The sequence below is a fragment of the Asanoa hainanensis genome (assembly GCF_900188485.1).
In the GTDB taxonomy this organism is placed as follows: domain Bacteria; phylum Actinomycetota; class Actinomycetes; order Mycobacteriales; family Micromonosporaceae; genus Asanoa; species Asanoa hainanensis.
In genome coordinates this window covers 31,414-54,975 of record NZ_FZPH01000004.1, presented here as the reverse complement: position 1 = coordinate 54,975, position 23,562 = coordinate 31,414, and the positions used below count along the sequence as shown (strand labels likewise).

Genomic DNA, 23,562 nt, shown 5'->3' with positions numbered 1-23,562 from the left:
CCTGGCGGCCGCCCGCGTCGACCGTCTTGCCACGATCTTTACGCGGACGGAGGAAATCCTGACGGCTCACGCCGCTTCGGCGGCGTCCATCGCCTTGTAGATGCGCTGCTCCGACACCGGGTACGGCGTGCCGAGGGCCTGCGCGAACACGTTGACCCGCAGCTCCTCGATCATCCAGCGGATCTCGGTGACCGCCTCGGCGCGGCGGCGGCTCGGCGACAACGCGGCCAGCATGGCGTCGTACTCCTTGCGCACCTGGGCGATCCGGGCCTGGCCGTTGCGGTCACGGGCGACGTCCTGGCCCAGCCGGTCCAGCCGCCGTTCGATGGCCGCCAGATAGCGGGGCAGGTCGCCGAGGTGGGTCCAGCCGGTCGCGGTCACGAAGCCGGGATAGATCAGCCCGGCGACCTGGGCCTTCACGTCGGTCAGCGTCGACAGCGCGTCCAGCGCCGACATCCGGGAGATCCGCTGGTCCACGGCGTGCTGTGCGGCCAGCGCGCGTTCGACCCGGCTGACCACCGCTTCCACCGTGTCGACCAGGTCGCCCCGGACCGCGTCGCGCAGGGCGGCGAAGCCCGCGGGATCCCAGGCCGGGCCGCTGGCCTGCTCGACCAGCCGGTCCACGGCCGCGCCGGCACAGTCGCGCAGCAGGTCGGTGACGTTGCGGTGCGGGTTGCGGGACAGCGCCAACTTCTGCTGGTTGGTCAGCCGCCCCTGGAGAAAGGTCGCGGGGTTGGGCAGCGAGAGCAGCAGCAGGCGCCGGGTGCCGGCGATCATCGCGGCCGCCTGCTCACCGGCGCTGTCGAAGACCTCGACCCCGACGGTCGCGCCCTCGTCGACCAGCGCCGGGTACGCCGTGACCCGGAAGCCGGCCCGGTCCTGCTCCAGGGTGCGCGGCAGCGGGCCGAAGTCCCAGGCGGTCAGCCCGGTGCGGGCGATCCCCGGCGCCGCGGCGGTCACCGTCGCGCGCACCTCGGCCTTGAGCTGCGCCTGCAACGCCGCCAGGTCCTTGCCTCGGGCAACTTCGCGGTCGCCGTCGACCACCCGGTAGGTGAGCCGCAGGTGGTCGGGCACCCGCGACAGGTCCCAGGCGTCGTGCGGCACCGTCGCGCCCGTCATCCGGCGCAGTTCCCGGGTCACGGCCTCGACCAGCGACAGCCCCGGTGCCGGCGCGATCCGGGTCAGCACCGCCCGGGCGAAGTCGGGCGCGGGCACGAAGTTGGTGCGGATCGCCTTCGGTAGCGAGCGGAGCAGCGCGACCACCAGGTCTTCCCGCAGCCCCGGCACCTGCCAGTCGAAATCCTCGGGCGTCACCTGGCCGAGCATCGGCAGCGGCACGTCGACCGTGACACCGTCCGAGGTGGTCCCGGGGGCGAACTCGTACGACAGCGGCAGTGGTGCCGACTCGGACCGCCACACGTCGGGATAGGCCTCGGGGCTGACGTCGCCGCGGCCGGCGTTGACCAGGAACTCGCGGGTGAACGTCAGCAGGCGCGGATCGGTGTGCCGGGCCTTCTTCCACCACGTGTCGAAATGCCGCCCGGACACGACGTCGGCCGGGATCCGCTGGTCGTAGAAGGAGTACAGGGTGTCCTCGTCGACCAGGATGTCGCGCCGGCGCACCCGGTCCTCGAGCGCGGCCACCGACTCCAGCAGCGCCGCGTTGTCACGGAAGAAGTGGTGGTTGTTCTGCCAGTCGCCCTCGACGAGGGCGTTGCGGATGAACAGCTCCCGGGACAGGACCGGGTCGATCCGCCCGTACTGGACCCGGCGCCCGACCACGATCGGCACGCCGTAGAGGGTGACCCGCTCGACCGCGACCACCGAGGCCTGCTTCTTCTCCCAGTGCGGTTCGCTGTAGCTGCGCTTGACGAGATGGCCGGCCAGCGGCTCGACCCACTCGGGCTCGATCCGGGCGTTGACCCGCGCCCACAGCCGGGACGTCTCGACCAGCTCGGCGGACATCACGAACCGCGGCGGCTTCTTGGCCAGCGAAGAGCCGGGGAAGATGGCGAACCTGGCGTTGCGGGCACCCAGGTATTCGCGTTTCTCGCCCTCCCGCAGCCCGATCTGGGAGAGCAGGCCGGCCAGCAGCGACTGGTGCAGCCGGGCCGGGTCCGTCGACGACGACGGCACGAGGCCCAGCGACTTGGTCACCTGGCGGAGCTGGGCGTTGATGTCCTGCCACTCGCGTACCCGAAGGTAGTTGAGGTATTCGGACCGGCACAGCCGGCGGAACGCGCTGGACGACAGCTCCCGCTGCTTCTCCCGCAGGTACGTCCACAGGTTGAGGTAGGTGACGAAGTCCGAGTCCGGGTCGGTGAATCGCGCGTGCAGCTGGTCGGCGTGGGTGCGGTGCTCGACCGGGCGCTCGCGCGGGTCCTGGATGGACAGTGCGGCCGTGACCACGCTCACCTCGTCGAGGCAGCCGTTGCGGTCGGCCTCCAGCACCATCCGGCCTAGTCGCGGGTCGACGGGCAGCTGGGCCAGCCGGCGGCCGGCCTCGGTCAGCCGTTTCGCCTCGTCGAGCGCGCCCAGCTCCTGCAACAGGTTGACGCCGTCGGTGATGTTGCGCCGGTCCGGCGGGTCGATGAACGGGAACTTCGCGACGTCGCCGAGGCCGATCGCGGTCATCTGGAGAATGACCGAGGCCAGGTTGGTACGCAGGATCTCGGGCTCGGTGTATTCCGGCCGCGACAGGAAGTCCTGCTCGTCGTAGAGCCGGATGCAGATGCCCGGCGAGGTGCGGCCGCTGCGGCCCTTGCGCTGGTTGGCCGACGCCTGGGATACCCGCTCGATCGGCAGCCGCTGCACCTTGAGCCGGTGGCTGTAGCGGGAGATCCGCGCGGTGCCCGGGTCCACGACGTATTTGACGCCGGGCACGGTCAGCGAGGTCTCGGCGACGTTGGTGGCCAGCACGACCCGGCGCCCGGTGTGCGGCTGGAACACCCGGTGCTGCTCGGCCGTGGACAGCCGCGCGTACAAGGGAAGGATCTCCAGGTGGGGCAGGTCGAGCCGGCCCAGCGAGTCGGCGGCGTCGCGGATCTCCCGCTCGCCGCTGAGGAACACCAGGATGTCACCGGGGCCCTCGGCCGCGAGCTCGGTGACCGCGTCGCCGATCGCCGTGATCGGGTCACGCACGACAGCGCCGGCGACCTCTTCCTCGTCGTCGTCCTCGACGTCCTCCTCCAGGACCAAAGGCCGATAACGCAACTCGACCGGGTACGTCCGACCCGACACCTCGACCACCGGCGCCGGCTCACCATCAGGCTGGCGGAAGTGCTGGGCGAACCGCTCCGTCTCGATGGTCGCCGAGGTGATGACGACCTTGAGGTCCGGCCGGCGGGGCAGGAGCTGCGCCAGGTAGCCGAGGATGAAGTCGATGTTGAGGCTGCGCTCGTGGGCCTCGTCGATCACCAGCGTGTCGTACCGCAGGAGGTCGCGGTCGTTCTGCAGCTCGGCCAGCAGGATGCCGTCGGTCATCAGCTTGATCAGGGTGTCGTCGCCACCCCGGTCGGTGAACCGGACCTTGTAGCCGACGGTGCTGCCCAGCGGCGTGCCCAGCTCCTCGGCGATCCGGTCGGCGACGGTGCGGGCGGCCAGCCGGCGGGGCTGCGTGTGGCCGATCTGCCCGCGTACGCCGCGACCCAGCTCGAGACAGATCTTGGGGATCTGGGTGGTCTTGCCGGACCCGGTCTCGCCGGCGACGATCACCACCTGGTGGTCGCGGATCGCGGCGGCGATGTCGTCGCGCCGCTCGCTGACGGGCAACTCGGCCGGATAGCGGATCACGGGGACGCTGGCCTGGCGGGCCGCGACCCGGGCTTCGGCGGCCACCACGTCGGCCTCGATGGCGGCGACGGCGGAGGCCTTCTTGGCGGCGTCGCGGATCTTGCGGGTGCCTTCCAACCGCCGGCCCAGCCGATGCGCGTCGCGCAGGGTCAGGGTCGACAGGCGGGTCTGCAACGACGGGTTGGGCGCGTTCATCTCGCGCCCAAGAATAGGCGGGCGGGTCCGGATCAGCTCGCGGTTATCCGCACGACGTGATCTTTGGCGGCCGGCTCGACGAGCCGGGCCAGCGCCTCACCCTCGGCCTCGACCTCGGCGGTCGCCGTCTTGGCCAGCTTGCCGAACGCGGTCACCGTGAGCGTCACCACGCCGCGCTTGGTCTCGGCCGACCAGACGCCCGCGACCAGGCCGTCCACCAGCAGCGTGGGCAACCAGCGCAGGTTCCGCTTGAGATAGACCCGTTCCTTGTGCTCGTCGGGCAGGATCCGGGTCCGGCGGTTGGCGGCGAACGCCAGCAGCGCGTTGTCGAACGCCGGCAGGAAGCGGGGCGGCGCGGGGGTGTCGGCGGCCGGCCGCGGCGCGTCGGGCAGGTCGTAGAGCACCCGCCGGCCGCCCTCCTCGCCCAGGGTGACCAGGTCGAGCCGCTCGATCGCCGCCTTGACCGGACCGGCCGTCGAGCCCAGCCAGTACGCGATGTCGTCGGCGCCGGCCGGCCCGAACGCGCCCAGGTGCCGGGTGACCGCCGTGTCCCAGGCCTTTTCGCTGGTCAGGCCGCGTGGGGTCGGCGGGCCGGCGTGGTAGCAGGCCGGCGTCTTGGCGCCCCAGGAGCCGTTGGCGGGCACCTTCACAAACGCCGGCTGGGCCCGGAACGGCCGCCACTTGTATTCCCGCTGGGCCTCGACCGCCTTGGCCGGCAGCGCCTCGGGGTGCTTGGCGACCCACTGCTCCGCGAAATCGGTGAGCTCGTCGCCGGTGCGGGCCTGCTTCGCGTACGCGATGGTGGCCTTCAGCATGTCGTCGGCCCGCTCCGGGGTCTCGACGCCGCGCAGCAGCCAGCCGCCGACCCCGGTCTCGGCCGCGATCCGGGCCCACATCGGGTGCTCGGCCGCGCTGACCAGGTGCAGGGTGCGACGCATGAGGATGCCGGTGACGACGTCGCCTGCGTCCATGGCGGCCCAGAGCTGGTCGGCGGTGAAGCCGTCCAGGCGGCTCCAGAGCCCGACCGGTGGCGAAGACCACTGCTGGGCCTGGAGGGCGCCGATCTGTTCGATAGCCGACACCAGGGCCCGGTCGCCGCCCTGGTGCCTGTCCAGGAGGCCCTGGCGGGCGAGCAGCGCACGGTTCAGCCCGGCCGCGGTCGCGGTATCTTGGGGAGTTCGCATAGTTCCCGGTTCGCTTCCGGAAGGAACGTCGTTGTCTGAGCGCGTTGATCCTAGTCGCGTCCTCGATCCCACAGACTCACCTGCCGAGATGGAAGCTGAACAAAAACACGTCACGTCGCTTTACGACCGGCTCGACGGGATGCGGGCGCTGGCCGAGACCCGGCTGTCCGGAGCCCTGTCCTCGACCGGGGGCACACCGCAGGCGCGGTCGCAGCGCGAGTCGTCGGTCGGCATGTACACCGAGCAGCTCGCCCAGCTCTCCGCCGTGGAGAGTGGGCTGTGCTTCGGCCGCCTCGACCCCGAGTCCGGCGCGCCGCTCTACATCGGCCGGATCGGCATCTTCGACGAGGAGGGCGACTACGAGCCGCTGCTGCTCGACTGGCGCGCACCCGCCTCGCGGCCGTTCTATCTCGCCACCGCCGCCGACCCGCTGGGCATCCGGCGCCGCCGGCACATCCGCTCCAAGGGGCGCACGGTCGTGGCCCTCGACGACGAGGTGCTCGACCTGGCGGCCGCGGCCGGTTCGGCGACCCGGGAGGGGCTGGCCGGCGAGGCGGCGCTGCTCTCCGCCGTCGACGCCAACCGCACCGGCCGGATGCGCGACATCGTCGAGACCATCCAGGCCGAGCAGGACCGGATCATCCGCGCCGACCTCGGCGGCGTGCTGGTCGTGCAGGGCGGACCGGGCACGGGCAAGACCGCGGTGGCGCTGCACCGGGCGGCCTACCTGCTCTACACCCACCGGCGCGAGCTCTCCACGCGGGCGGTGCTGGTGGTCGGCCCCAACCCGACGTTCCTGCGCTACATCTCCCACGTGCTGCCCTCGCTGGCCGAGACCGGCGTGCTGCTGTGGACGCTCGGCGACCTCTTCCCGGGCGTGACCGCCCGCGGCGAGGAGCCGGAGCGGGTGGCCGCCGTCAAGGGCCGTCTGGGCATGGTCGACGTGCTCGCGGCGGCGATCGCCGACCGCCAGGAGCTGCCCACCGAGCCGATCGCCGTCGAGCTCGACCGGGAGCCGCTGACCATCGACCGGGAGCTGGCCGCGACCGCGCGCGACCGCGCCCGGCGCTCGGGCAAGGTGCACAACCAGGCCCGCGACGTCTTCCAGGAGGCGCTGATCGACGGGCTGGTCGAGCAGGCCGCCGCGATCATCGGCACCGACCCGTACGCCGACGACCCGCTCGGCGGGGATGACGCGCCCGGCGACCCGCAGCTCATGGGTGCCGCCGACCTGGCCGACATCCGCGCGGAGCTGGCCGCCGACGACGGTGTGCGGGCGGCGCTGGACACCCTCTGGCCCCGGCTGACCCCGCAGCGCCTGCTGCGCGACCTGTTCTCCTCGCCGGAGCGGCTGGCGGCCGCCCGGGGCGAGTCGCTGACCCTGGCCGAGACGGCGGCCCTGGTCCGGCCGGCCGGCTCGCCGTGGACACCCGCGGACGCGCCGCTGCTGGACGAGGCCGCCGAGCAGCTCGGCCCGCTGCCCGAGCTCGAGGCCGCGGCGAAGACCATGGCCGAGCGGGTACGCCGTTCGGAGCTCTCCTACGCGGAGGGCGCGCTCGAGATCGCCCGCGGGTCGGCGTCGATCGACGTCGAGGACGAGGACGACCCCGAGCTGCTGCTGGTCACCGACCTGCTGGACGCCTCGCGGCTGGCGGAGCGGCAGGAGGACGGCGAATACCTGAGCGTCGCCGAGCGGGCCGCCCGCGACCGGAAGTGGGCGTTCGGGCACGTCATCGTCGACGAGGCGCAGGAGCTGTCGCCGATGGCCTGGCGGGTGCTGATGCGCCGCTCGCCGAGCCGGTCGATGACCGTGGTCGGTGACATCGCGCAGACCGGCGACCCGGCCGGCGCGGCGTCCTGGTCGGAGGTGTTCGACCCGTACGTGACCGACCGCTGGAAGCTGGCCGAGCTGAGCGTCAACTACCGCACGCCGGCCGAGGTGATGGCGCTGGCCGGCGAGGTGCTGGCCCGGATCGACCCTGCGGCGACGCCGCCGCGCTCGGTGCGGTCGACCGGCCAGCAGCCGGTGCAGGGCTCGCTCGACGACCTGGCGTCGGTGCTTTCAGGCGAGGCCGCGATGCTCGGCGGTGGCCGGCTGGCGGTCATCGCACCCGCCGCCCGGGTTGCCGGGCTGGCCGACGAGGTGCGGGCCGCGCTGCCTTCGCTCGCCGTGGCGGTCGGTGACGAGCCCGACCTGGAGAGTCCGGTCGCGGTGCTCAGCGCGCGCCAGTCCAAGGGGCTGGAGTTCGACGCGGTGGTGGTCGCGGACCCGGACGGCATCGAGACGGAGTCGCCGCGCGGGGTCAACGACCTCTATGTGGCGTTGACCCGCGCGACGCAGCGGTTGACGGTCCTGAAATGACGCTGGGGCTGACCGGGGGCCCCGTGACCCCCGGTCAGCTCCTGGTTCAGCGGAAGCGGCGGCCTTCGTCTCGGCGGTAGGCCCAGACCGCGACGGCGCCCGCCGCCACCGTCCAGGCCGCGAACGCGACGAGGGAGGTGGCGTGCGGCGAGTAGTCGCCGACCGCCGCCCACATCAGCTCGACCGCGCCCCGGGTGGGCAGGTAGGGCGCGATCGTCTGGATGAAGCCGGGCGCCTGGTCGGGCGCCGACATCAGGCCGCCGCCGAAGGCCAGGGGGAAGAAGATGACCTGGCAGACCACCAGGGCGGCCTTGAGGGGGAGCGCGTAGCCGATGGCCAGCCCCATCAGGGTGAACGGCAGCGCGCCGACGAACACCGTCGCGATCCCCAGCAGGAAGCCCAGCGCGGTGGTGGTCGCCTCGGTGAACAGCGCGCCGATCAGCACGACGGGCACCAGCGAGACCAGCGACATCGCCATGCCGGCCAGGATCCGCCCGGCGAACCGGGGTGCCGCTCCGGCGGCCAGCGTCCGCATGTAGCCGTCCCACGGCTGGGACCGGTCGTCGGCGACGCCGACGCCGTAGGTGAACAGGCTGCTCACCATGATGGAGAACGTGACCATCGAGGCGGTGGCGTAGGTGGCGGCCACCGGGTCGTCGCCGGCGAACGGCACGACGAAGAAGAGCATCGAGGCGGCCGGGAAGAACGCCGAGCCGATCAGGGCGATCGGGATCCGGATGGTCTCCAGGAGCTGATATCTGGCGTGTACGAGGGTGAGCGTCGTCAAGGGGTGCTCCGTTCTCAAGCGTTCTCAAGCGTGCTCAGGCGGCGAGGGCGACGGCGGCGGAGCTGTCGGTGATGGCGAGGAAGGCCTCTTCGAGCGAGGTCGGGGCGACCTCCAGGTCCGTGAAGTCCACCGTGGACGCGACCAGCGCGCGGACCAGCGCGTCGGAGTCCGGGGTGAGCAGGTGGGTGCGGCCCTCGCGCTGCTCGATCGCGACCACGCCGGGCAGCGCCGGCGGCTCGCCGTCGTGCGCGAAGCTGACCCGGCGGACGCCGACCATGCCGCGCACGTGGGCGACCGTGTCGTCGGCGAGCACACGGCCGTGGCCGAGCACCACGACCCGGTCGGCGAGCGCCTCGATCTCCTCCAGGTAGTGGCTGGACAGCAGCACCGTGCCACCGGCGGCGTGGTAGGCCTTGATGGCGTCCCACAGGGCGCGCCGGGACTGCACGTCGAGGCCGGTGGTCGGCTCGTCGAGCACCACGATCCTGGGTCGCCCGACGAACGCGAGCGCGATGGCCAGCCGCCGCTTCTGGCCGCCGGACAGGCCACCCGTCTGCCGCTTGGCCAGGTCGGCCAGGCCGAACTGGTCGAGCAGCTCCGCCCGGGGCACCGGGTTCGGGTAGTGGGCGCCGACGAAGTCGACGACCTCGCCGACCCGCAGGGTGGCCGGCAGGCCGGTCTCCTGGGGCGTCACCCCGAGCGTCCGGCGCGTGCTCGGGTCGCGGGGGTCGCCGCCGCAGAGGGTGACCCGGCCCGCGTCCGGGCGGCGTACCCCGGTCAGCAGGTTGGCCAGGGTGCTCTTGCCGGCGCCGTTGGGGCCGAGCAGGCCGACGAGCTCGCCCTCGGTGACCTGGAGTGAGACGCGGTCGAGGGCCGTGACGTCGCCGTACCGCCGGCTGACCTCGATCGCCTCGGCGAGGATCATGTCTTCTCCTTGATGTCCGGGGGTTGCAGCAGGGCGCGTACGGATGCCGTGTATTCCTCGAAGGCCCCTCGGCCGCGGTGGGTCAGCGCGACGAGGGTGACCGGGGTGCGGCCGCGGTGGGTCTTGGTGATCTCGACGTAGTCGGCGTCCTCGAGCTTGCGCAGGTGCACCGAGAGGTTGCCGGCGGTCATGCCGAGGATCTCTTGCAGTCGCGGAAAGGCGATCTGGTCGCCGGGGCCCAATGTGGACAGTGCCGCCACCACCCGCAACCGGGCCTGGGCATGAATGACCGGGTCCAGCGGCGTATCACTCATGCTCTGCGCCCGCGCCGGTGCCAGTGACTGGCGAACAGGCCGAAGGCGAGCATGCCGCCGCCGCCCGCGATGCACATGATCAGGGCTTGCCAGCCCGGGCCGGCGAGGACGCCCGCCACGTTGACCACCGAGATCCAGGCGCCGAGCGTGAAGAGCTGGCGGTTGAGCCAGATCGCCCCGCCGGCCAGGTGCAGCGCGCCGGTCAGGCCGACCATGGTGGCGGACCAGACCATGATCTGCAGGTCGTCGGGGAGCCGGTCGCTGATCCGCACCAGGATCACCGTCATGGTGGTGAACGTGATCATCCAGGCCCAGCCGTAGTAGGCGCCGCGTTTCGCCGACTCGCCGGCGAGGTGGCCGTAGGCCCGGGCACCCGTGACGCCGGAGATCGCGCCGGCCGCCACGATCAGGGCCACCAGCACCGCCGTCGGCAGCCAGTCGGGCAGGTCGACGAAGACCCGCCCGTCGGGGCCGAACCGCAGGAAGATCAGCCCGAAGCCGACCAGCCAGGCGAAACCCCAGGGCCAGAACCACCACCGGTCGTCGACGTAGATCTGGCGCACCGCAGACGCGCGCTGCTCCTCGATCATCCGGAGCGCCTCGGCGGGGTCGCCGGGCGGCTGATCGTTGTCGACAAAGCTCTCACTCACGTAAAGAACTTTAAAACACAAAGTCGAGCTTGGGAAGAGGCGGGGGTAGCGTCGAAAGCTCCGCGGTCCACGGGGGGAGAACGCGATGTCTCACCATCTCGACACGCCGCTGGCGCGGCAGAGCGGTCAGCTCTTCATCGACGATCTTTATGTCTTCGGTGGTGACGGATGCACGGTGCTGATGATGGATGTCAACTCCAACATCACCGAGCCCAACGTCACGCCCGGTTTCCACGCGCAGGCGCGCTACGAGTTCCGGGTGCACTTCGACGGTGCCGACACCGAGGAGCTGACCTACCGGGTGGCGTTCGACCCGGCCGGGTCCGACGGGCGGCAGGCGTACGAGGTGTGGGAGCTGAGCGGCACCGAGGCCCGTGGTGACGACGGGACCGGGGTCCGGGTCGCGGCGGGGCACACCGGCGAACCCGTCGACAGCGGCAACGTCCGGGTGTTCGCGGGCCGGATCAACGACCCGTTCTACATCGACCTCGACGAGCTGTTCGTCATCAACGCCGCCGTCAAGGACGGCACGAAGGCCGACCTGTCGAAGTGGCGTTCGGGCAAACCGAAGAACACCTTCGGCGGTACGCAGGTCTACGCGATCGTCCTGGAGATCTCGCACGACCATCCCCGGCTGCGCCCGGGCGCCGAGATCGGTGTCTGGTGCACGACCAAGCTGGCCACCGACGCCGGCGGGTGGCGCCAGGTCAACCGGTTCGGCCTGCCGATGATGTGGCCGATCTTCTGGCCGGACGACACCGACTTCTCGAACCCGGCCAACGAGCGGCATCCGTCCGCGGACTTCAACGAGGACGGCAAGTACATCGCGGAGAAGATCGCCGCGGTGGTGTCCGCGAACGGTGGGAACTCGGCCGATCCGGACGGCTACGGCCAACTCGTCGCGCGCCGGATCTTCCCGGAGGTCATGCCGTACACGGTCGGCACGCCGGCCAGTTTCGGTTTCACCGGCATCAACGGCCGCACGCTGGCCGACAACGCGCCCGAGGTGATGTTCTCGCTGGTCCTGGACTCGGCGACGAGCTCCGGGCTGTCCCCGTCGGTGGCGTCCGACATGCGCCGCGACGCGTTCCCGTGGGTGGTGCCGGCGTCCTGAGTGGGTCAAGGTGGTGACATGAGTACCCGGATGCGTGACGCCATGGCGCAGCGCTTCAAGGAGCTGCGCCACGAACCGACCGAGAAGCGGGTCCGTGCCGTCCTCGGCGGCGAGACCATCGTGGACACCACCGACGCGGTGCTGGTCTGGGAGCCCCGGCGGATCGTCCCGACGTACGCGGTGCCGGCGACCGACCTGCGGGCGACGGTCACCCCGGGCGACGAGGTGATGCCCGGCGGCCCGGGGTTCCTGCACCCCGGCATCCCGTTCTCCGTGCACTCCACCGCCGGCCGGTCGCTGACGATCGCGGCCGGCGGCCTGACCCGACCCGACGCGGGGTTCCGCCCCGCCGACCCCGACCTGACCGACTACGTCGTCCTCGACTTCGACGCGTTCGAGTGGTTCGAGGAGGACGAGCGGATCCACGCGCACCCGCGCGATCCGTACCACCGGGTGGACGCCCGGGCCAGCTCCCGGCGGATCCGGATCGAGGACGGCGGCACGCTGCTGGCCGAGACCACCCGCGCGGTGCTGGTGTTCGAGACGAACCTGCCGGTGCGGTTCTACCTGCCGCGGGAGGACGTGGTCGCTCCACTGACGGCGAGCGACCAGGTGTCCTACTGCCCTTACAAGGGCGAGGCGTCGTACTGGTCGACGGACTCGCGGTCCAATGTGGTCTGGTCCTACCTCGCGCCCCTGCCGGACGCGATGCCGATCGCAGGCCTGGTCGCGTTCTACGACGACCTACTCGACGTCACGGTAGACGGCAAACTCCGCGACCGCCCAGGCGGCGCGGTGGTCCGCTCCCTACGCGACGAGTTCGGCGTCAGCTAAGCGTGCTGGACCCAGAGGTTCTCCTCGACGTAGCTGCCTCGGTCGGTCTCGCGGTCGATGTGCACCAGGTTCAGGGCGTCCGGGACCACGTAGTCGCCGGTGACAGGGAACGCCATCTCCGTCCAGCTCTCCCATTCCGCGACCGTGCCCTCGATGACCATCGAGCGGGCGGCCGGGGCGAGGATGCGGGCGCCCATGCGTTGGTGGGTGCGGATCCACGGGTCGACGGAGAGGCCGTCGGCGCGGGTCCAGCCGGCGTACTCGGCCATCGGGACCAGGGGGTAGCGGTGTTTCCAGGTCGGCCGCAGCGGCGCGATGACGTGGGTCAGGCCGTCTTCGCGTGCCCGCTGGGTCAGTCCGGATAGGACGGTGGTGGCCAGGCCGCGCTTGTCGTGCTTGGAGCTGACGGCGGCCGCCATGAAGCTCAGGGTGGTCGGCGGGGTGCCGGCCTCGTGGCCCTCGACCGCTTGGACCATCGCGTCGTCGTACCCGGACGGCAGGTCTTCGGTCTTTCCGCTCCAGGCCAGCGGCACGCCCCAGCCGCCGGCGACCACGGCGCCCTCGTCGTCGAGCACCATGATGTCGTAGCGGGAGAAGAACTGTTCGACCCGAGCCAGATACTTCTTGGGTACGTCGTCGTGGAAGATGAACTCCGGCCAGCGCTCCCGGAACACCACCGCGGCCTGTTCGTCGAGGTCAGGCCGGTCGGCCCGCGTCACGATCTCCATGTCAGGCCTCCGGCAGGTGCACGGTGAGCACCCGGACGACGGGTCGGAAGCCGGCCGCGTCGTAGAGGCGGCGGGCGGGGTTGCCGTCGGCGACGGACAGGTCCAGGCTCGGCAGGCCGGCGGCGCGGGTGCCGTGCAGCGCGTAGGTCAGCAGCGCGCGGCCGAAGCCGCGGCCCTGCGCCCGCGGTCCGACGGCGATGTTGAGCATCCACGCGCAGGTGTTGTCGGTCCACGGCACCGGGCCGGCGCACAGCACGTGGCCGGCGCTGCGCCCGTCGGGGTCGACCAGCCGGGCCGACGCCGATGCCAGCGGCGGCACGGGGTCGTTCCGCTCGAACATGTCGCGGACGGACGTGGTGTCGTTCTCCGACCAGCCGCCGTCGGGGTGGCCCGGGGGATAGGCCGCCGCGGCCGCCTCGGCCAGGTCGTCGTCCCAGCCGGCTTCCGCGAGGGTCCAGCCGGCCGGCAGCGCCACCGGCTCGGGTAGGTCGGCCAGGTCGTGGCGCAGCTCTGTCGCGGACCGCTCCAGCGGGACACCGAGCGCGGCGGCCAGGTCGTCGTCGGGCGTCTCCAGCCGTTGCCCGGCCAGGTCCCGCAACGCCTGTGCGGCCACCCGGGCCACCGGCACGCCGGGCTCGGGGCGCAGCTCGGCGGCGACGCGTACGCCTTCGTCGTCCCTGGACCGGAACCGGGCCAGCACCGTGCCGTCGCCGGCGCGCAGTTCTTCGTCGGGCATGCGCGGACCCTACGGGTGCGGCGGGCCGCGCCGCCACCCGATTCAGTCCGGCAGGCGGGTCATCGTGACCGCGAGCTGGGCGCGGTTGGTGATGCCGAGTTTGCGGTACGCGCGGGCCAGGTTGGCCTCCACCGTCTTCGGGCTGATGAACAGCGCGTCGGCGATCGCCCGGTTGGTTTGGCCCTGCGCTGCCAGCCGGGCCACCCGCAGCTCGGTGGGCGTCAGCTCGGTCGCCGACGCGGTCCGACCGGTGGTGCGGGTCAGCTCCGCCGCGGCCCGGTCGGCGAAGGCGGCCGCGCCGAGCGCGGTGAACTCGGCCGCCGCCGTCTCCAGGGCCGCCCGGGCCTCGCGCTTGCGCCTGCCACGGCGGTGGGCCATCCCGGCGACCAGCAGGCACCGCGCCCGGTCGACCGGCAGCACGTCGGCGGGCACCGCCGCGCGGGCATCGGCGAGCGCGGCGAGAGCGGGCAGGGGGTCGGCGCCGGTCGCGGTGTCGAGCAGGACGCGGCTGCGGGCCAGGCCGAGCGTCGTCCAGGGCCTTGGCAGCCGGTCGTGCCGGTCGGTCAACCGCTGTAGCACGCGCCGTGCGGTGTCCAGGTCACCGGCGCCGACACAGGCCTCGATCCAGTCCGGCTCGAAGCGTTGGGTGATCGGCTCGACCACGCCGAGCTCGCCGAGGAGCGTGGCCAGCTCCCGGTAGGTTGTCGCCGCCTCGGCCGGTCGCCCCCGGGACAGCTGCACGAAAGCGGCGAGGTGGAGGTGGATGCGCAGGCACCAGGGGTCGTCGTTGGCCCGGCCGCGCGTCAGGCCGGCTTCGACGACGGCGTCGGCGGCGTCGAGGCGGCCCCGGTACGCGTCCAGGGTGCCGCCCAGCCAGGTCTCGCCCACCAACCCGGTGCCGAGCATCTCACCGAGCTCGCGGGCGGCGGCGATGTGCTTCTCCGCTGCGGTGAACCGGCCGGCCAGCAGCTCGGTCTCGCCGAGGTGGGTGAGCACCTCGTGCTGCCACGGCTCGTCGCCGAGCGCGGTGGCGTGGGCCAGCAGCCCGTGCAACCGGTCGCGCGCCCGCCCGTGGTCGTCGACGCCCTTCCACCAGATCGCGGGGATGGTGCCCGACAGCCAGGAAGGGGTGCCGTCCTCCAGGGCCAGCGCCCGGTCGAGCAGATCGGTGCGCGCCACGCCGCCGCGCACCTCGTGGAAGAAGAGGTTCAGCAACGCCGCGCAGAGCAGGGGGCGCTCGCTGCCTTCCTCGCTGAGTAAGGCGATCGCGGCGTGGGCGTGGTCCCGGCCGCGTTCCGGGAGTTCCTGGAACATGCTCAGGTGGGCCTGGATCCGACCTTCCAGCGGGCTTCCGGTGCCGGCTGCGGCCAGGCTCGCCTCGGCGGCCTCGACCGCGCCGCCCAGGTCGTCGGCGCCCCAGGCGACCATCGCCCGCAACAGCAGCGCCTCCGCGCGGGCATCGCCGGTCAGCGCCCGCGCGGCGGCGTCGGCGGCCACGCCCGCGGCGGTGTAGTCGCCACAGTCGAACCGGCACCTGACCGCGGCCAACCGCCATTCGTCGGCGTCGGGGCCGGCCAGCTCCGCGGCCCGCTCGTAGAGGTCCGCGGCAACCGCGGGCGCGCCGCGGGCCCGTTGCCGGTGGGCGGCGGCGGCCAGTTCGGCGGCGACCGCCGGGTCGGGCCCGGTCGTGCACTGGGCGAGTTGGCGGGCCCGCTCGTCCGGGTCGGCGACCGCGCCGGCCAACGTCCGCCGCATCCGGCGCCGGGTCGCGGCGGGGATACCGGCGCGGACCGTGCTCGCGTAGACCGGATGGGCGAACGAGATGCCGTTGCCGGTCACCGTGAGCAGGCCGGCCTCCTCGGCGGGATCGAGGTCGGCCGCCACTACGCCGGCCGACACCAGATCGTCCACAGTGGGCACGGTGAGCAGCGCGGCCAGTCGCACCGCGGCCTGGCCGGCCGGCGGGAGCGCGCGGGTGGCGTCCGCGACCAGTTGGCGCATCGACGCCACGACCGGCAGATCCTCGCCCGGGCCGGGTGGTCGCGGCAGCCGCAGCACCGCGCGGGCCAGCTCGATCGCGAGCAGCGGGTTGCCGCCGGCGTCGCGGGCGATGCGGGCCAGCAGCGACCGGCTCAGCGTGCCGCCGAGGCGGTCCCGGATGATCTGGTGGAGGGCGCCGGCGCCGAGCGGGGCCAGGGCCACCCGCCGGGCGTCGTCGAGGTCGAGGGCGGCCGCGGTCGGCGCGGTGCCGCTGGTGCGGCAGGCGACCAGCGCCGGCGGCCGGGGTGCCAGCCGGCGCAGCGCGAACCGGATCGCCCGCTCGCTGGGCTGGTCCAGCCAGGGCGCGTCGTCCACGGCCACGAGCAGGGGTCGGGCCGCCCGTTCCAGCAGCGATCGGGTGGCCGCGCCGATCGCGCGCTCGTCGACCACCTCCTCGGGGAAGTCGGTGAGCAGCACCGCGTCGGCGGCGGCTCGTTGCGGTGGGGGCAGCGCCGGCACGAGGTCGCGCAGCGGCCGGATCAGGTCGGCGAGGGCGGCGAACGGCAGGGCCGCCTCCGCCTCGGTGGGCGCGCAGGCGAGCACCAGGCAGTCGCGGCGCCGGGCGTCGTCGACGAGGGCGCGCCAGACCGCCGTCTTGCCGATGCCGGCGTCGCCTTCGAGCAGCACGGACGTGCCCTCGGTCAGGGTCTGCCGAGCGTCGGCGAGGATGGTGTCGCGACCGACCACGCCCCACTCCACAGGGGCGATGATCTCACGGGGCTATGCCGGGACGTGCCCACAGACGGCGACGTCGGGGATGACCTCCTCGTTCGTGTAGACCTCGCTCGTCGAGCGGATGCCGCCCGAGTTCTTGATCGGTGGTATGTCGACCACTTTGAACGGTTTCAGCAGGCTCAGGAACGAGTTGATCACTTTGACCACCGGGTCCAGGATCGTGTAACCGACCCCGAACGCCGCGTCCACCCCGATGGCGACACCACGACATTGGGCGTACGGCGCACCGAGGGCGGAACCCAGCGTCGACCCGTACCTGGTGATCAGTTCGAAGTAGACCCCCGCCTTGAACAGGAACGCGCCGATCCCGACGGTGAACCTGACTCCGTGCGCGATGACCAGACCCATGACGCCGACGGGTACGCCGGTCAGGGAGTTGAGCAGGGACGACCGGCGCTGGAAGTCGTGCTTGACATGCGGCCCGAACGTGCCGTTCGCGTACCCGAAGCCGAGCGAGCCCGCCAGCGAGAACTCGCCGGATCCCTTGACCGTGCCGACCTTGGCGCCGAACGCGGTGGTGACGCCCAGCGTCTGGCTCACGGTGAACGACAGCGGGATGCCGGCCAGCGAGCCGATCGGAAACGACAGGTCGGCAGCGATCGGGAAGACCTTCTTGTGGTTCTTCCCGTCCTTGATCCCGGCCTCGAACTCGGCCTTCAGGCCGAACCCGCCGCTGATCTCCAACTCGGCGCGGGTCACCGTGCCACCGCCGATGGCCAGGTGGAACGCGGCCCTGGGCGCCTTGCTGGTCAACGTGACGGTGCCGACGAGGCGCACACCGCCGTCGTCGTAACTGAAATGAACCCCGGCGCCGTTGGTGCAGCAGGTCGGGTAGACGGTGTAGCCGAGCGCCCGCGTCGTGACCTCGCCGCCGCGCTGCCGCCCCGGCTGGGTGGGTTGGTCCGTGCGGCGCTGCACCGGCACGGACCGCCCGTACGTGCTGGGTGGTTTCGGTCGCTCGTCGGCCCAGAACGGCTCGCCGGCGGGATAGACGACCGGGTCCTCCAGCGCGACGTCGGCGCGCTCGAACGTGCCGTCCCGGACCACCTCGGTGATGTCCACGGGCCCGACGGTGACCAGCAGGTCGTCGCCGGCGGGAGCGATGTCGAGCACGCGGCCGACCCCACGCTCGGTGACGAACATGACCTTGCCGGGAGCGAGGTCGTCGGCGTGCGGCGCGTCGGCGTCGATCCGCCAGGACAGACCGTCGGCGGTGACGGACCGCACCGACCGGCCGCCGCCACCGACGATGACGACGTCCGGCTGGAGGGTCACGCCATCGGGCTTCGGCGCGGCACCGTAGCTGAGGTCCTCATCGGACGGTGCGCTGTCGTTGGCGCAACCGGCGAGCAGGAGCAGCCCGGCGACCGCGGCCGCTATTGTCCGTCTCACATGCGGCCCGCGGCGGTGCGGGCGGCCGCCTCCAGCGGATCGCGGGTCTCCGCGGGGTCGACCAGCCGGACCAGCCGGATGCTCACCCAGACGCCACCTTTGGCGAAGAAGACGGTCCCGTCCTCGAGGTGGGCCTCGTCACCGATGCCGGCCAGCTCGGTGAACGCGTGCCCGAGCTCCCGATCGATGTCGAGAAACTTCTTGGCGCCGTCGCCGACGTAGACCTCGACCTGCGCGGTGGGCCCGGTCACCGGCCCGGTGTACGTACAGGTGTCCTTGACAGGCAACGGCGGGTCGAGCGGCGTGCCGGCCAGCTTCTCGGCGTCGGCCTGTTTGATCAGCTCGCAGGCGTCGGGCAGGGCGGGTGCCTCGTCGACCAGCGGCGCGGTAGTGACCGGCGGCACGGCGGGCGCCGGCGGTGCTGGTGTCGGCTCGTTGCCGCATCCGGCCAATGTCGTGAGCGTGAGGGCAAGAACGACCAGGCGGCGCCTCATCCGAGGATCACGTCAATCAGGGCGTTCATGGTCTGGTCGTACTTGGCCTCGTCGAAACCGAAACTACTCATGATCAGGGTGTACGCACCCTGGTCGCTGATCAGCGCCGCCTCGGCCTGGATGTCCTTGACGGCCAGATAGGACTTCTTCCCCTTGCCGAGGTCGCTGACTTTCGGAAACGACTTGCCGGCGGTCTCACGCTGGTAGTCGTAGGTGGTCTCACCGGCCAACGCCGACGACACGGTGACGGTCAGACTGGCCACACCCTTGCCGTCCCCGAACAGGCAGTTCCCCTCGTCGTTCATCGGCTGCCCGACCAGCTCGGTGACCTGGGCCGCCGTGAACGGACAGCCGGGCACGGTCGTCGACATCGCCCCGGCCGCGCCGCCCTCGTCGGCGACCGCGCTGTCGGCGGCTGGCGAGGTCTCGCCGCCGTCGCCCGAACTGCCGCAACCCGCCGGCGCCAGCAACGCACCCACCAGCAACAACGACACAACAACCCGCCGCATGACCACGCCTCCGTCGTTTCGGTCGTGCCCATGCGGCCTCCCACCCCGAGCGGCCGTCACCGACACACCTCGACGCTATGGCCGGCCGCACCCCCTACGAATCGGGTGTTTCCCTACGGCTGAAGGTCTGCCGCACTCGTGACGGATCAGCTGGGTCGCTTTTCCGAAGTGTCGAGCCCGATCGCGCGCTGCGGTGGTGTCCCGCCCCCGACGGGCCTGTCGACGGATCCGCCCGGGCCCACCGACTGCGGCGCCGGAGCACGTCGCCGACAGTCGCCGACGCGAACCGTTCGGCGGTTGTCGACCGTGGCAGAGGCGGTGTGGGGTGCTTGATCCTGTGTTGTCCCCGACAGCCTGGCGCGGTCCGCAGATGATCGTGTGCATCAGGTCTGGGCGACGCGCCGCCGGCTCTCCAGACCACGCGCACCCGATCATGAACATGGCCGGCCGAATCCCAGATCTCGCGCACCCGATCATGAACGCGCTGGCTGGGTTCGGGATTCGCATTCCGATCATGAACCCCCGGGTGGGTTCTGGGCTGGCGGATCTCGGTCACGGGCGCAACGGGGCTGGGTCGGAATTCGCATCCGATCGTGAATGCGGTCTGTTGGGTTCGGGGCCTGATCGAGTGGCCTGGAAAGCCTGGCGGCGGCCAGGTTTGTGCTGCGCCGGAACGCGACAGGCTGGTGCCGCCCTGCTCGCGCGGCGCGGTCTCGCCGGACGCCGCTCGGGTTGTGGCAGCGGTCTGCGATGACTGGCAGGGCGTGGCGTTGTCGGTCTCGCCGGACGGCGTTCGGGGTCGGGCTGCCGCCGCGGGGACCGATCGGCGCGCCGCCCTCGCCGGCGGAAGCGCGCGGGCGCTTCCGGCCGGCGGCGCGTGCTCTTACGCCGCTACCGACCAGGTCGCGCGGAAGGCGGCCGCTTCGCCGGCCAGCCACTGCTCGACCTGCGCGGTCTTCACCGACGGGTCGGGGCGGTGGACGATGCCGCGGCGGAGGTCGACCAGGGTGGGGGTGGCGTGGGGGAGGACCTGGTCCATGTGGCGGCCCATCAGGTGCAGCGTGGCCATCACGGTTTCGGGGCTGGGGGGCTGCTCGTCCATGTGTAGTCGCACGGCTTCGGCCTGGCCGTCCGCGTGGCGTAGGCCGAAGTGGGGGTTGATCTTTACCGGTAGGTCGCCCAGCATGGCGATCGCGTCTCGGGTTTGGGCTAGGTCCGTGTCTTTGGGCAGGGTGCCCAGGTAGGTCAGGGCGCCCGGTAGCAGGGCCTCGTAGAGGGGCTTCCAGCGCGGTTTGACCTCGTTGACCACCGCGTGGAGGTGGCGGCCTCCGCCGTGGAAGGCGATGTCGCTTTTGAGGGCCTTGATGAGTTGGCCGTGGGGGTTGAAGCCCGAGCGGGACTCGCGCTGTTTGCGTAGGCCGCCGACGAACGTGGCCTTGGCCGGGCCGATGCGGTCGACGTAGCGGGCGAACGCGAGAAGAGTGGCGTACGGGACGGCGGGTGAGGTCACGGGTGCCCTCCAGGCCTCAAGATCTCCGCTGGTCAGCGGCGATTTTCGTACACCTATTCTAATCGAAACTCGCCGCTGTGCCCACCCGGGTTACGGTCACCGCGGCCACTCCCGCGAGGTCTGAGGCGGCCAGGTCGACCGTGGCCTCGATGGCCCAGTCGTGGTCCTCCTCCGGGTCGTCGAAGATCTGCCGAACGTCCCAGCGGTCGGGTTTCTCGTCGATCAGCAACAGGGACGGACCGCGCGCATCCGGCCCGACGCCAATATCGGCATATTCGGCGAAGTAGGGCTCCAAAGCCGCAGCCCACTCCGAAGCAGTGAAACCGTCCGCCCCGTCGAGCTCGCCCAGAGCTTCCCAATCCCGCAACGCAGCCAGCTCCACCCGGCGGAACAGCGCGTTGCGCACCAGCACCCGGAACGCCCGGCGGTTCCGGGTAACCGCCGGCGGCGGCCGCTCGATGTCCGCGACCTCCTCGTCCACCGACGCGGGATCGCGCAGCCGCTCCCACTCGTCCAGCAGGCTCGAGTCGACCTGCCGCACCAGCTCGCCCAGCCACTCGATCAGGTCGGACAGCTCCTCGGTGCGCGAGTCCTCGGGCACCGTGCGGCGCAGCGCGTGGTACGCGTCCGCCAGATAGCGCAGGACCAGCCCCTCCGACCGCGACAGGCCGTAGAACGACACGTACTCGCCGAACGTCATGGCCCGCTCGTACATGTCGCGGACCACCGACTTCGGCGCCAGCTCGTGGTCGGAGACCCAGGGATGACCACGGGCATACATCGTGTACGCGTCTTCGAGCAGCTCCGCCAGCGGACGCGGGTGGGTGACCTCCTCGAGAAGCTCCATCCGCTCCTCGTACTCGATCCCCTCGGACTTCATCGCCGCCACGGCCTCGCCGCGCGCCTTGAACCGCTGCGCCGACAGCACCTGCCGTGGGTCGTCCAGAGTGGACTCGATGACGGACAGCGCGTCGAGGAAGTAGTCGGGCGACTCCTGGTCCAGCAGCTCGATCGCGGCCAGCGCGAACGGCGACAGCGGCTGGTTCAACGCGAAGTCGGCCTGCAGGTCGACGGTCAGCCGCACGGTCCGGCCGGACTCGTCCGGCGGTGAGACCCGCTCGACGACGCCACCGGCCAGCAGCGCCCGGTAGATGGCGATCGCCCGCTTGATGTGCTTGCGCTGGGCGGCCGGCTCCTCGTGGTTGTCGGTCAGCAGGTGCCGCATCGCCTGGAACGGGTCTCCGTGCCGGCCGATCACGTTGAGCAGCATGGCGTGCGAGACGTGGAACGACGACTGGAGCGGCTCGGGCTCGGCCTCGATCAGCCGGTCGAACGTCGCCCGCCCCCACCCGATCGAACCCTCCGGCGGCTTCTTCTTCACCACCTTGCGCCGCTTCTTAGGGTCGTCCCCGGCCTTGGCCAACGCCCGCTCGTTGTCGATGACGTGTTCCGGCGCCTGCACCACCACGGTGCCGATGGTGTCGAACCCGGCCCGCCCGGCCCGGCCCGCGATCTGGTGGAACTCGCGCGCCTTGAGCAGTCGTACCCGTACACCGTCGTATTTGGACAGTCCCGTGAACAACACGGTCCGGATGGGCACGTTGATGCCGACCCCGAGCGTGTCGGTGCCGCAGATGACTTTCAGCAGACCGGCCTGGGCCAGCGTCTCGACCAACCGCCGATAGCGGGGCAGCATGCCGGCGTGGTGCACGCCGATCCCGTGGCGCACCAACCGCGACAGCGTGCGCCCGAACCCGGCCGAGAAGCGGAAGTTGCCGATGGCCGCGGCGATCGCGTCCTTCTCGGCGCGGGTGGCCACGTTCACCGACATCAGCGCCTGGGCCCGCTCCAACGCGGCGACCTGGGTGAAGTGCACGACGTACACGGGTGCCTGCCGGGTGTCCAGCAGCTCCTGCAGCGTCTCGTGCATCGGGGTGACCGCGTAGGTGTACATCAGCGGCACCGGGCGGTCGACGGACTTGACCACCGCGGTCGGCCGGCCGGTGCGCCGGGTCAGGTCCGTCTCGAACCGCGACACGTCACCGAGCGTCGCCGACATGAGCAGGAACTGCGTGTGCGGAAGCTCGATCAGCGGCACCTGCCACGCCCAGCCCCGGTCCGGCTCCGCGTAGAAGTGGAACTCGTCCATCACGACCTGACCGACATCGGCGTACGAGCCGTCGCGCAGCGCGATGTTGGCCAGGATCTCGGCCGTGCAGCAGATGATCGGCGCGGTCTCGTTGACGGCGGCGTCGCCGGTCAGCATGCCGACGTTCTCCGCGCCGAAGATCCGGCAGAGGTCGAAGAACTTCTCGGAGACGAGCGCCTTGATCGGCGCCGTGTAGAAGGTGCGTCGCCCGTAGGCCAGCGCGGCGAAGTGCGCACCGGTCGCGACCAGGCTCTTCCCGGAGCCGGTCGGCGTGTTCAGGATGACGTTGGCGTCCGAGACGAGCTCGATCAACGCCTCTTCCTGGTGCGGATAGAGGGTCAGTCCACGCTCGCCCGCCCACTCCGCGAACGCCTCGAAGAGCGAGTCGGGGGTGACGTCGGCCGGGATCCGGTCGGCGAGGTTCACGCGGCGCGCCTGGTGAAGACGAGGTCGAACACGTCGCGTCCCTGCCGGGCCGCGCGCCGTTCGAAGTGTGTGACCGCGCGGTACGCGGGCCGGGGCGCGTAGCCGTCGGCGGTGTTCACCAGTTCGGGGTCGGCCGACAGGGTTGACAGCATCGACGCAGCGTACGGCTCCCAGTCGGTGGCGCAGTGCAGCACACCCGTGCCGGGCAGCAGGCGGGAGCGCAGCAGAGCCACGTGAGAAGGCTGGATGATGCGCCGCTTGTGGTGCTTGAGCTTCGGCCACGGGTCGGGGAAGAACACGTGCACCGCGGCGAGCCGGTCCGGGGGCAGCATGTGCGTCATGAGCTCGATAGCGTCGCCGCGGGCGATCCGCAGGTTTCGCAGCCCGCGCGTCTCGATGTGGCTGAGCAGCGACGCGATGCCCGGGACGTGCACCTCGACGGCCAGGTAGTCCCGGTCGGGGTCGGCCGCCGCCATCGCCGCCGTCGCGTCACCCATCCCGGACCCGATCTCCACGACCAGGGGAGCGGACCGACCGAACAACGCCGGGGCGTCGAGCGGGTCGTCCGAGACCGTCAACCCGTACAGGGGCCACAGCCGAGACAGGGCATCGTGATGCCGGTCACCCATCCGCCCCCCACGGTTGTGGAAGGTGCGGATATGCGACACAGCGATAGCACTCACTTA

General features: G+C 71.7%; 18 protein-coding genes. 3 read left to right on the top strand and 15 right to left on the bottom strand.

From position 1 onward, the window contains the following. Positions 1-66 precede the first annotated feature (66 nt). Together hrpA and CHC05_RS11280 are read right to left on the bottom strand one after the other, a co-directional pair. Positions 67-3,987, bottom strand: a complete 3,921-nt coding sequence (gene hrpA, locus CHC05_RS11285; RefSeq protein WP_089247663.1) for an ATP-dependent RNA helicase HrpA — start codon at positions 3,985-3,987, stop codon at positions 67-69. 32 nt (positions 3,988-4,019) lie between these two features. Then, on the bottom strand, positions 4,020-5,171 hold the full coding sequence (locus tag CHC05_RS11280) for a winged helix DNA-binding domain-containing protein (RefSeq protein WP_089247661.1): 1,152 nt from the start codon (positions 5,169-5,171) through the stop codon (positions 4,020-4,022). An 88-nt stretch (positions 5,172-5,259) separates the two neighbouring features. On the opposite strand from CHC05_RS11280, the gene CHC05_RS11275 reads away from it, so the two are divergent. After that, entirely contained in the window at positions 5,260-7,533 is a 2,274-nt protein-coding gene (locus CHC05_RS11275) for a HelD family protein (protein ID WP_089247659.1), read from the top strand. 46 nt (positions 7,534-7,579) lie between these two features. Here the strand turns inward: CHC05_RS11275 and CHC05_RS11270 are convergent, their stop codons facing one another. The 4 genes from CHC05_RS11270 to CHC05_RS11255 are packed head-to-tail and all read right to left on the bottom strand — an operon-like array spanning position 7,580 to position 10,209. Continuing rightward, the gene (locus CHC05_RS11270; protein ID WP_089247657.1) at positions 7,580-8,320 is read right to left on the bottom strand and encodes an ABC transporter permease; all 741 of its coding nucleotides are present in this window, start codon (positions 8,318-8,320) and stop codon (positions 7,580-7,582) included. A 34-nt stretch (positions 8,321-8,354) separates the two neighbouring features. Beyond that, a complete protein-coding gene (locus CHC05_RS11265) occupies positions 8,355-9,245 on the bottom strand; it encodes an ABC transporter ATP-binding protein (RefSeq protein WP_089247655.1) in 891 nt (296 codons plus the stop codon). Then, on the bottom strand, positions 9,242-9,559 hold the full coding sequence (locus CHC05_RS11260; RefSeq protein WP_089247653.1) for a transcriptional regulator: 318 nt from the start codon (positions 9,557-9,559) through the stop codon (positions 9,242-9,244). Before CHC05_RS11260 ends, CHC05_RS11265 begins: the two co-directional genes overlap by 4 nt. Further along, a complete protein-coding gene (locus tag CHC05_RS11255; protein ID WP_245870778.1) occupies positions 9,556-10,209 on the bottom strand; it encodes a transporter in 654 nt (217 codons plus the stop codon). Before CHC05_RS11255 ends, CHC05_RS11260 begins: the two co-directional genes overlap by 4 nt. Positions 10,210-10,294: 85 nt before the next feature. Here CHC05_RS11255 and CHC05_RS11250 point away from each other — a divergent pair, with 85 nt between their 5' ends. Together CHC05_RS11250 and CHC05_RS11245 are read left to right on the top strand one after the other, a co-directional pair. Further along, entirely contained in the window at positions 10,295-11,323 is a 1,029-nt protein-coding gene (locus CHC05_RS11250) for a DUF4331 family protein (protein WP_089247649.1), read from the top strand. 18 nt (positions 11,324-11,341) lie between these two features. Beyond that, the gene (locus CHC05_RS11245; RefSeq protein ID WP_089247647.1) at positions 11,342-12,157 is read left to right on the top strand and encodes a DUF427 domain-containing protein; all 816 of its coding nucleotides are present in this window, start codon (positions 11,342-11,344) and stop codon (positions 12,155-12,157) included. Here CHC05_RS11245 and CHC05_RS11240 read toward each other — a convergent pair. The 9 genes from CHC05_RS11240 to trmB form a co-directional block, all read right to left on the bottom strand. Beyond that, positions 12,154-12,885, bottom strand: coding sequence for a hypothetical protein (locus CHC05_RS11240; RefSeq protein ID WP_089247645.1), 732 nt, complete (start codon positions 12,883-12,885; stop codon positions 12,154-12,156). The two genes, CHC05_RS11245 and CHC05_RS11240, sit on opposite strands and share 4 nt — an antisense overlap. Before the next feature lies 1 nt (position 12,886). Next, positions 12,887-13,621: a GNAT family N-acetyltransferase gene (locus CHC05_RS11235; protein WP_089247643.1), complete on the bottom strand. Its 735-nt coding sequence runs from the start codon at positions 13,619-13,621 to the stop codon at positions 12,887-12,889. 42 nt (positions 13,622-13,663) lie between these two features. After that, entirely contained in the window at positions 13,664-16,348 is a 2,685-nt protein-coding gene (locus tag CHC05_RS11230) for a helix-turn-helix transcriptional regulator (RefSeq protein WP_245870777.1), read from the bottom strand. A gap of 33 nt (positions 16,349-16,381) precedes the next feature. Next, positions 16,382-17,788, bottom strand: a complete 1,407-nt coding sequence (locus CHC05_RS11225) for a hypothetical protein (RefSeq protein WP_089247638.1) — start codon at positions 17,786-17,788, stop codon at positions 16,382-16,384. Beyond that, positions 17,785-18,282 (bottom strand): hypothetical protein, encoded by a 498-nt coding sequence (locus tag CHC05_RS11220; protein WP_089247636.1) that lies wholly within the window; start codon positions 18,280-18,282, stop codon positions 17,785-17,787. Before CHC05_RS11220 ends, CHC05_RS11225 begins: the two co-directional genes overlap by 4 nt. Further along, positions 18,279-18,791, bottom strand: a complete 513-nt coding sequence (locus CHC05_RS11215) for a hypothetical protein (RefSeq protein WP_089248569.1) — start codon at positions 18,789-18,791, stop codon at positions 18,279-18,281. Before CHC05_RS11215 ends, CHC05_RS11220 begins: the two co-directional genes overlap by 4 nt. Before the next feature lie 883 nt (positions 18,792-19,674). Beyond that, positions 19,675-20,301, bottom strand: coding sequence for a hypothetical protein (locus CHC05_RS11210; RefSeq protein WP_089247634.1), 627 nt, complete (start codon positions 20,299-20,301; stop codon positions 19,675-19,677). A 58-nt stretch (positions 20,302-20,359) separates the two neighbouring features. Then, positions 20,360-22,876 carry a DEAD/DEAH box helicase gene (locus CHC05_RS11205; protein WP_089247632.1) on the bottom strand — a complete coding sequence of 839 codons (2,517 nt, stop codon included), beginning with the start codon at positions 22,874-22,876 and terminating at the stop codon, positions 20,360-20,362. Next, on the bottom strand, positions 22,873-23,505 hold the full coding sequence (gene trmB / locus CHC05_RS11200; protein WP_089247630.1) for a tRNA (guanosine(46)-N7)-methyltransferase TrmB: 633 nt from the start codon (positions 23,503-23,505) through the stop codon (positions 22,873-22,875). Before trmB ends, CHC05_RS11205 begins: the two co-directional genes overlap by 4 nt. Between the last annotated feature and the right edge of the window lie 57 nt (positions 23,506-23,562).

Excerpts from the sequence above, each read along its gene's own strand:
- CHC05_RS11260 (WP_089247653.1), bottom strand. The coding sequence starts at position 9,559 with ATGAGTGATACGCCGCTGGACCCGGTCATTCATGCCCAGGCCCGGTTG.
- hrpA (WP_089247663.1), bottom strand. The coding sequence starts at position 3,987 with ATGAACGCGCCCAACCCGTCGTTGCAGACCCGCCTGTCGACCCTGACC.
- CHC05_RS11250 (WP_089247649.1), top strand. The coding sequence starts at position 10,295 with ATGTCTCACCATCTCGACACGCCGCTGGCGCGGCAGAGCGGTCAGCTC.
- CHC05_RS11280 (WP_089247661.1), bottom strand. The coding sequence starts at position 5,171 with ATGCGAACTCCCCAAGATACCGCGACCGCGGCCGGGCTGAACCGTGCG.
- CHC05_RS11275 (WP_089247659.1), top strand. The coding sequence starts at position 5,260 with ATGGAAGCTGAACAAAAACACGTCACGTCGCTTTACGACCGGCTCGAC.
- trmB (WP_089247630.1), bottom strand. The coding sequence starts at position 23,505 with ATGGGTGACCGGCATCACGATGCCCTGTCTCGGCTGTGGCCCCTGTAC.
- CHC05_RS11215 (WP_089248569.1), bottom strand. The coding sequence starts at position 18,791 with ATGCGGCGGGTTGTTGTGTCGTTGTTGCTGGTGGGTGCGTTGCTGGCG.
- CHC05_RS11220 (WP_089247636.1), bottom strand. The coding sequence starts at position 18,282 with ATGAGGCGCCGCCTGGTCGTTCTTGCCCTCACGCTCACGACATTGGCC.
- CHC05_RS11235 (WP_089247643.1), bottom strand. The coding sequence starts at position 13,621 with ATGCCCGACGAAGAACTGCGCGCCGGCGACGGCACGGTGCTGGCCCGG.
- CHC05_RS11245 (WP_089247647.1), top strand. The coding sequence starts at position 11,342 with ATGAGTACCCGGATGCGTGACGCCATGGCGCAGCGCTTCAAGGAGCTG.
- CHC05_RS11265 (WP_089247655.1), bottom strand. The coding sequence starts at position 9,245 with ATGATCCTCGCCGAGGCGATCGAGGTCAGCCGGCGGTACGGCGACGTC.
- CHC05_RS11240 (WP_089247645.1), bottom strand. The coding sequence starts at position 12,885 with ATGGAGATCGTGACGCGGGCCGACCGGCCTGACCTCGACGAACAGGCC.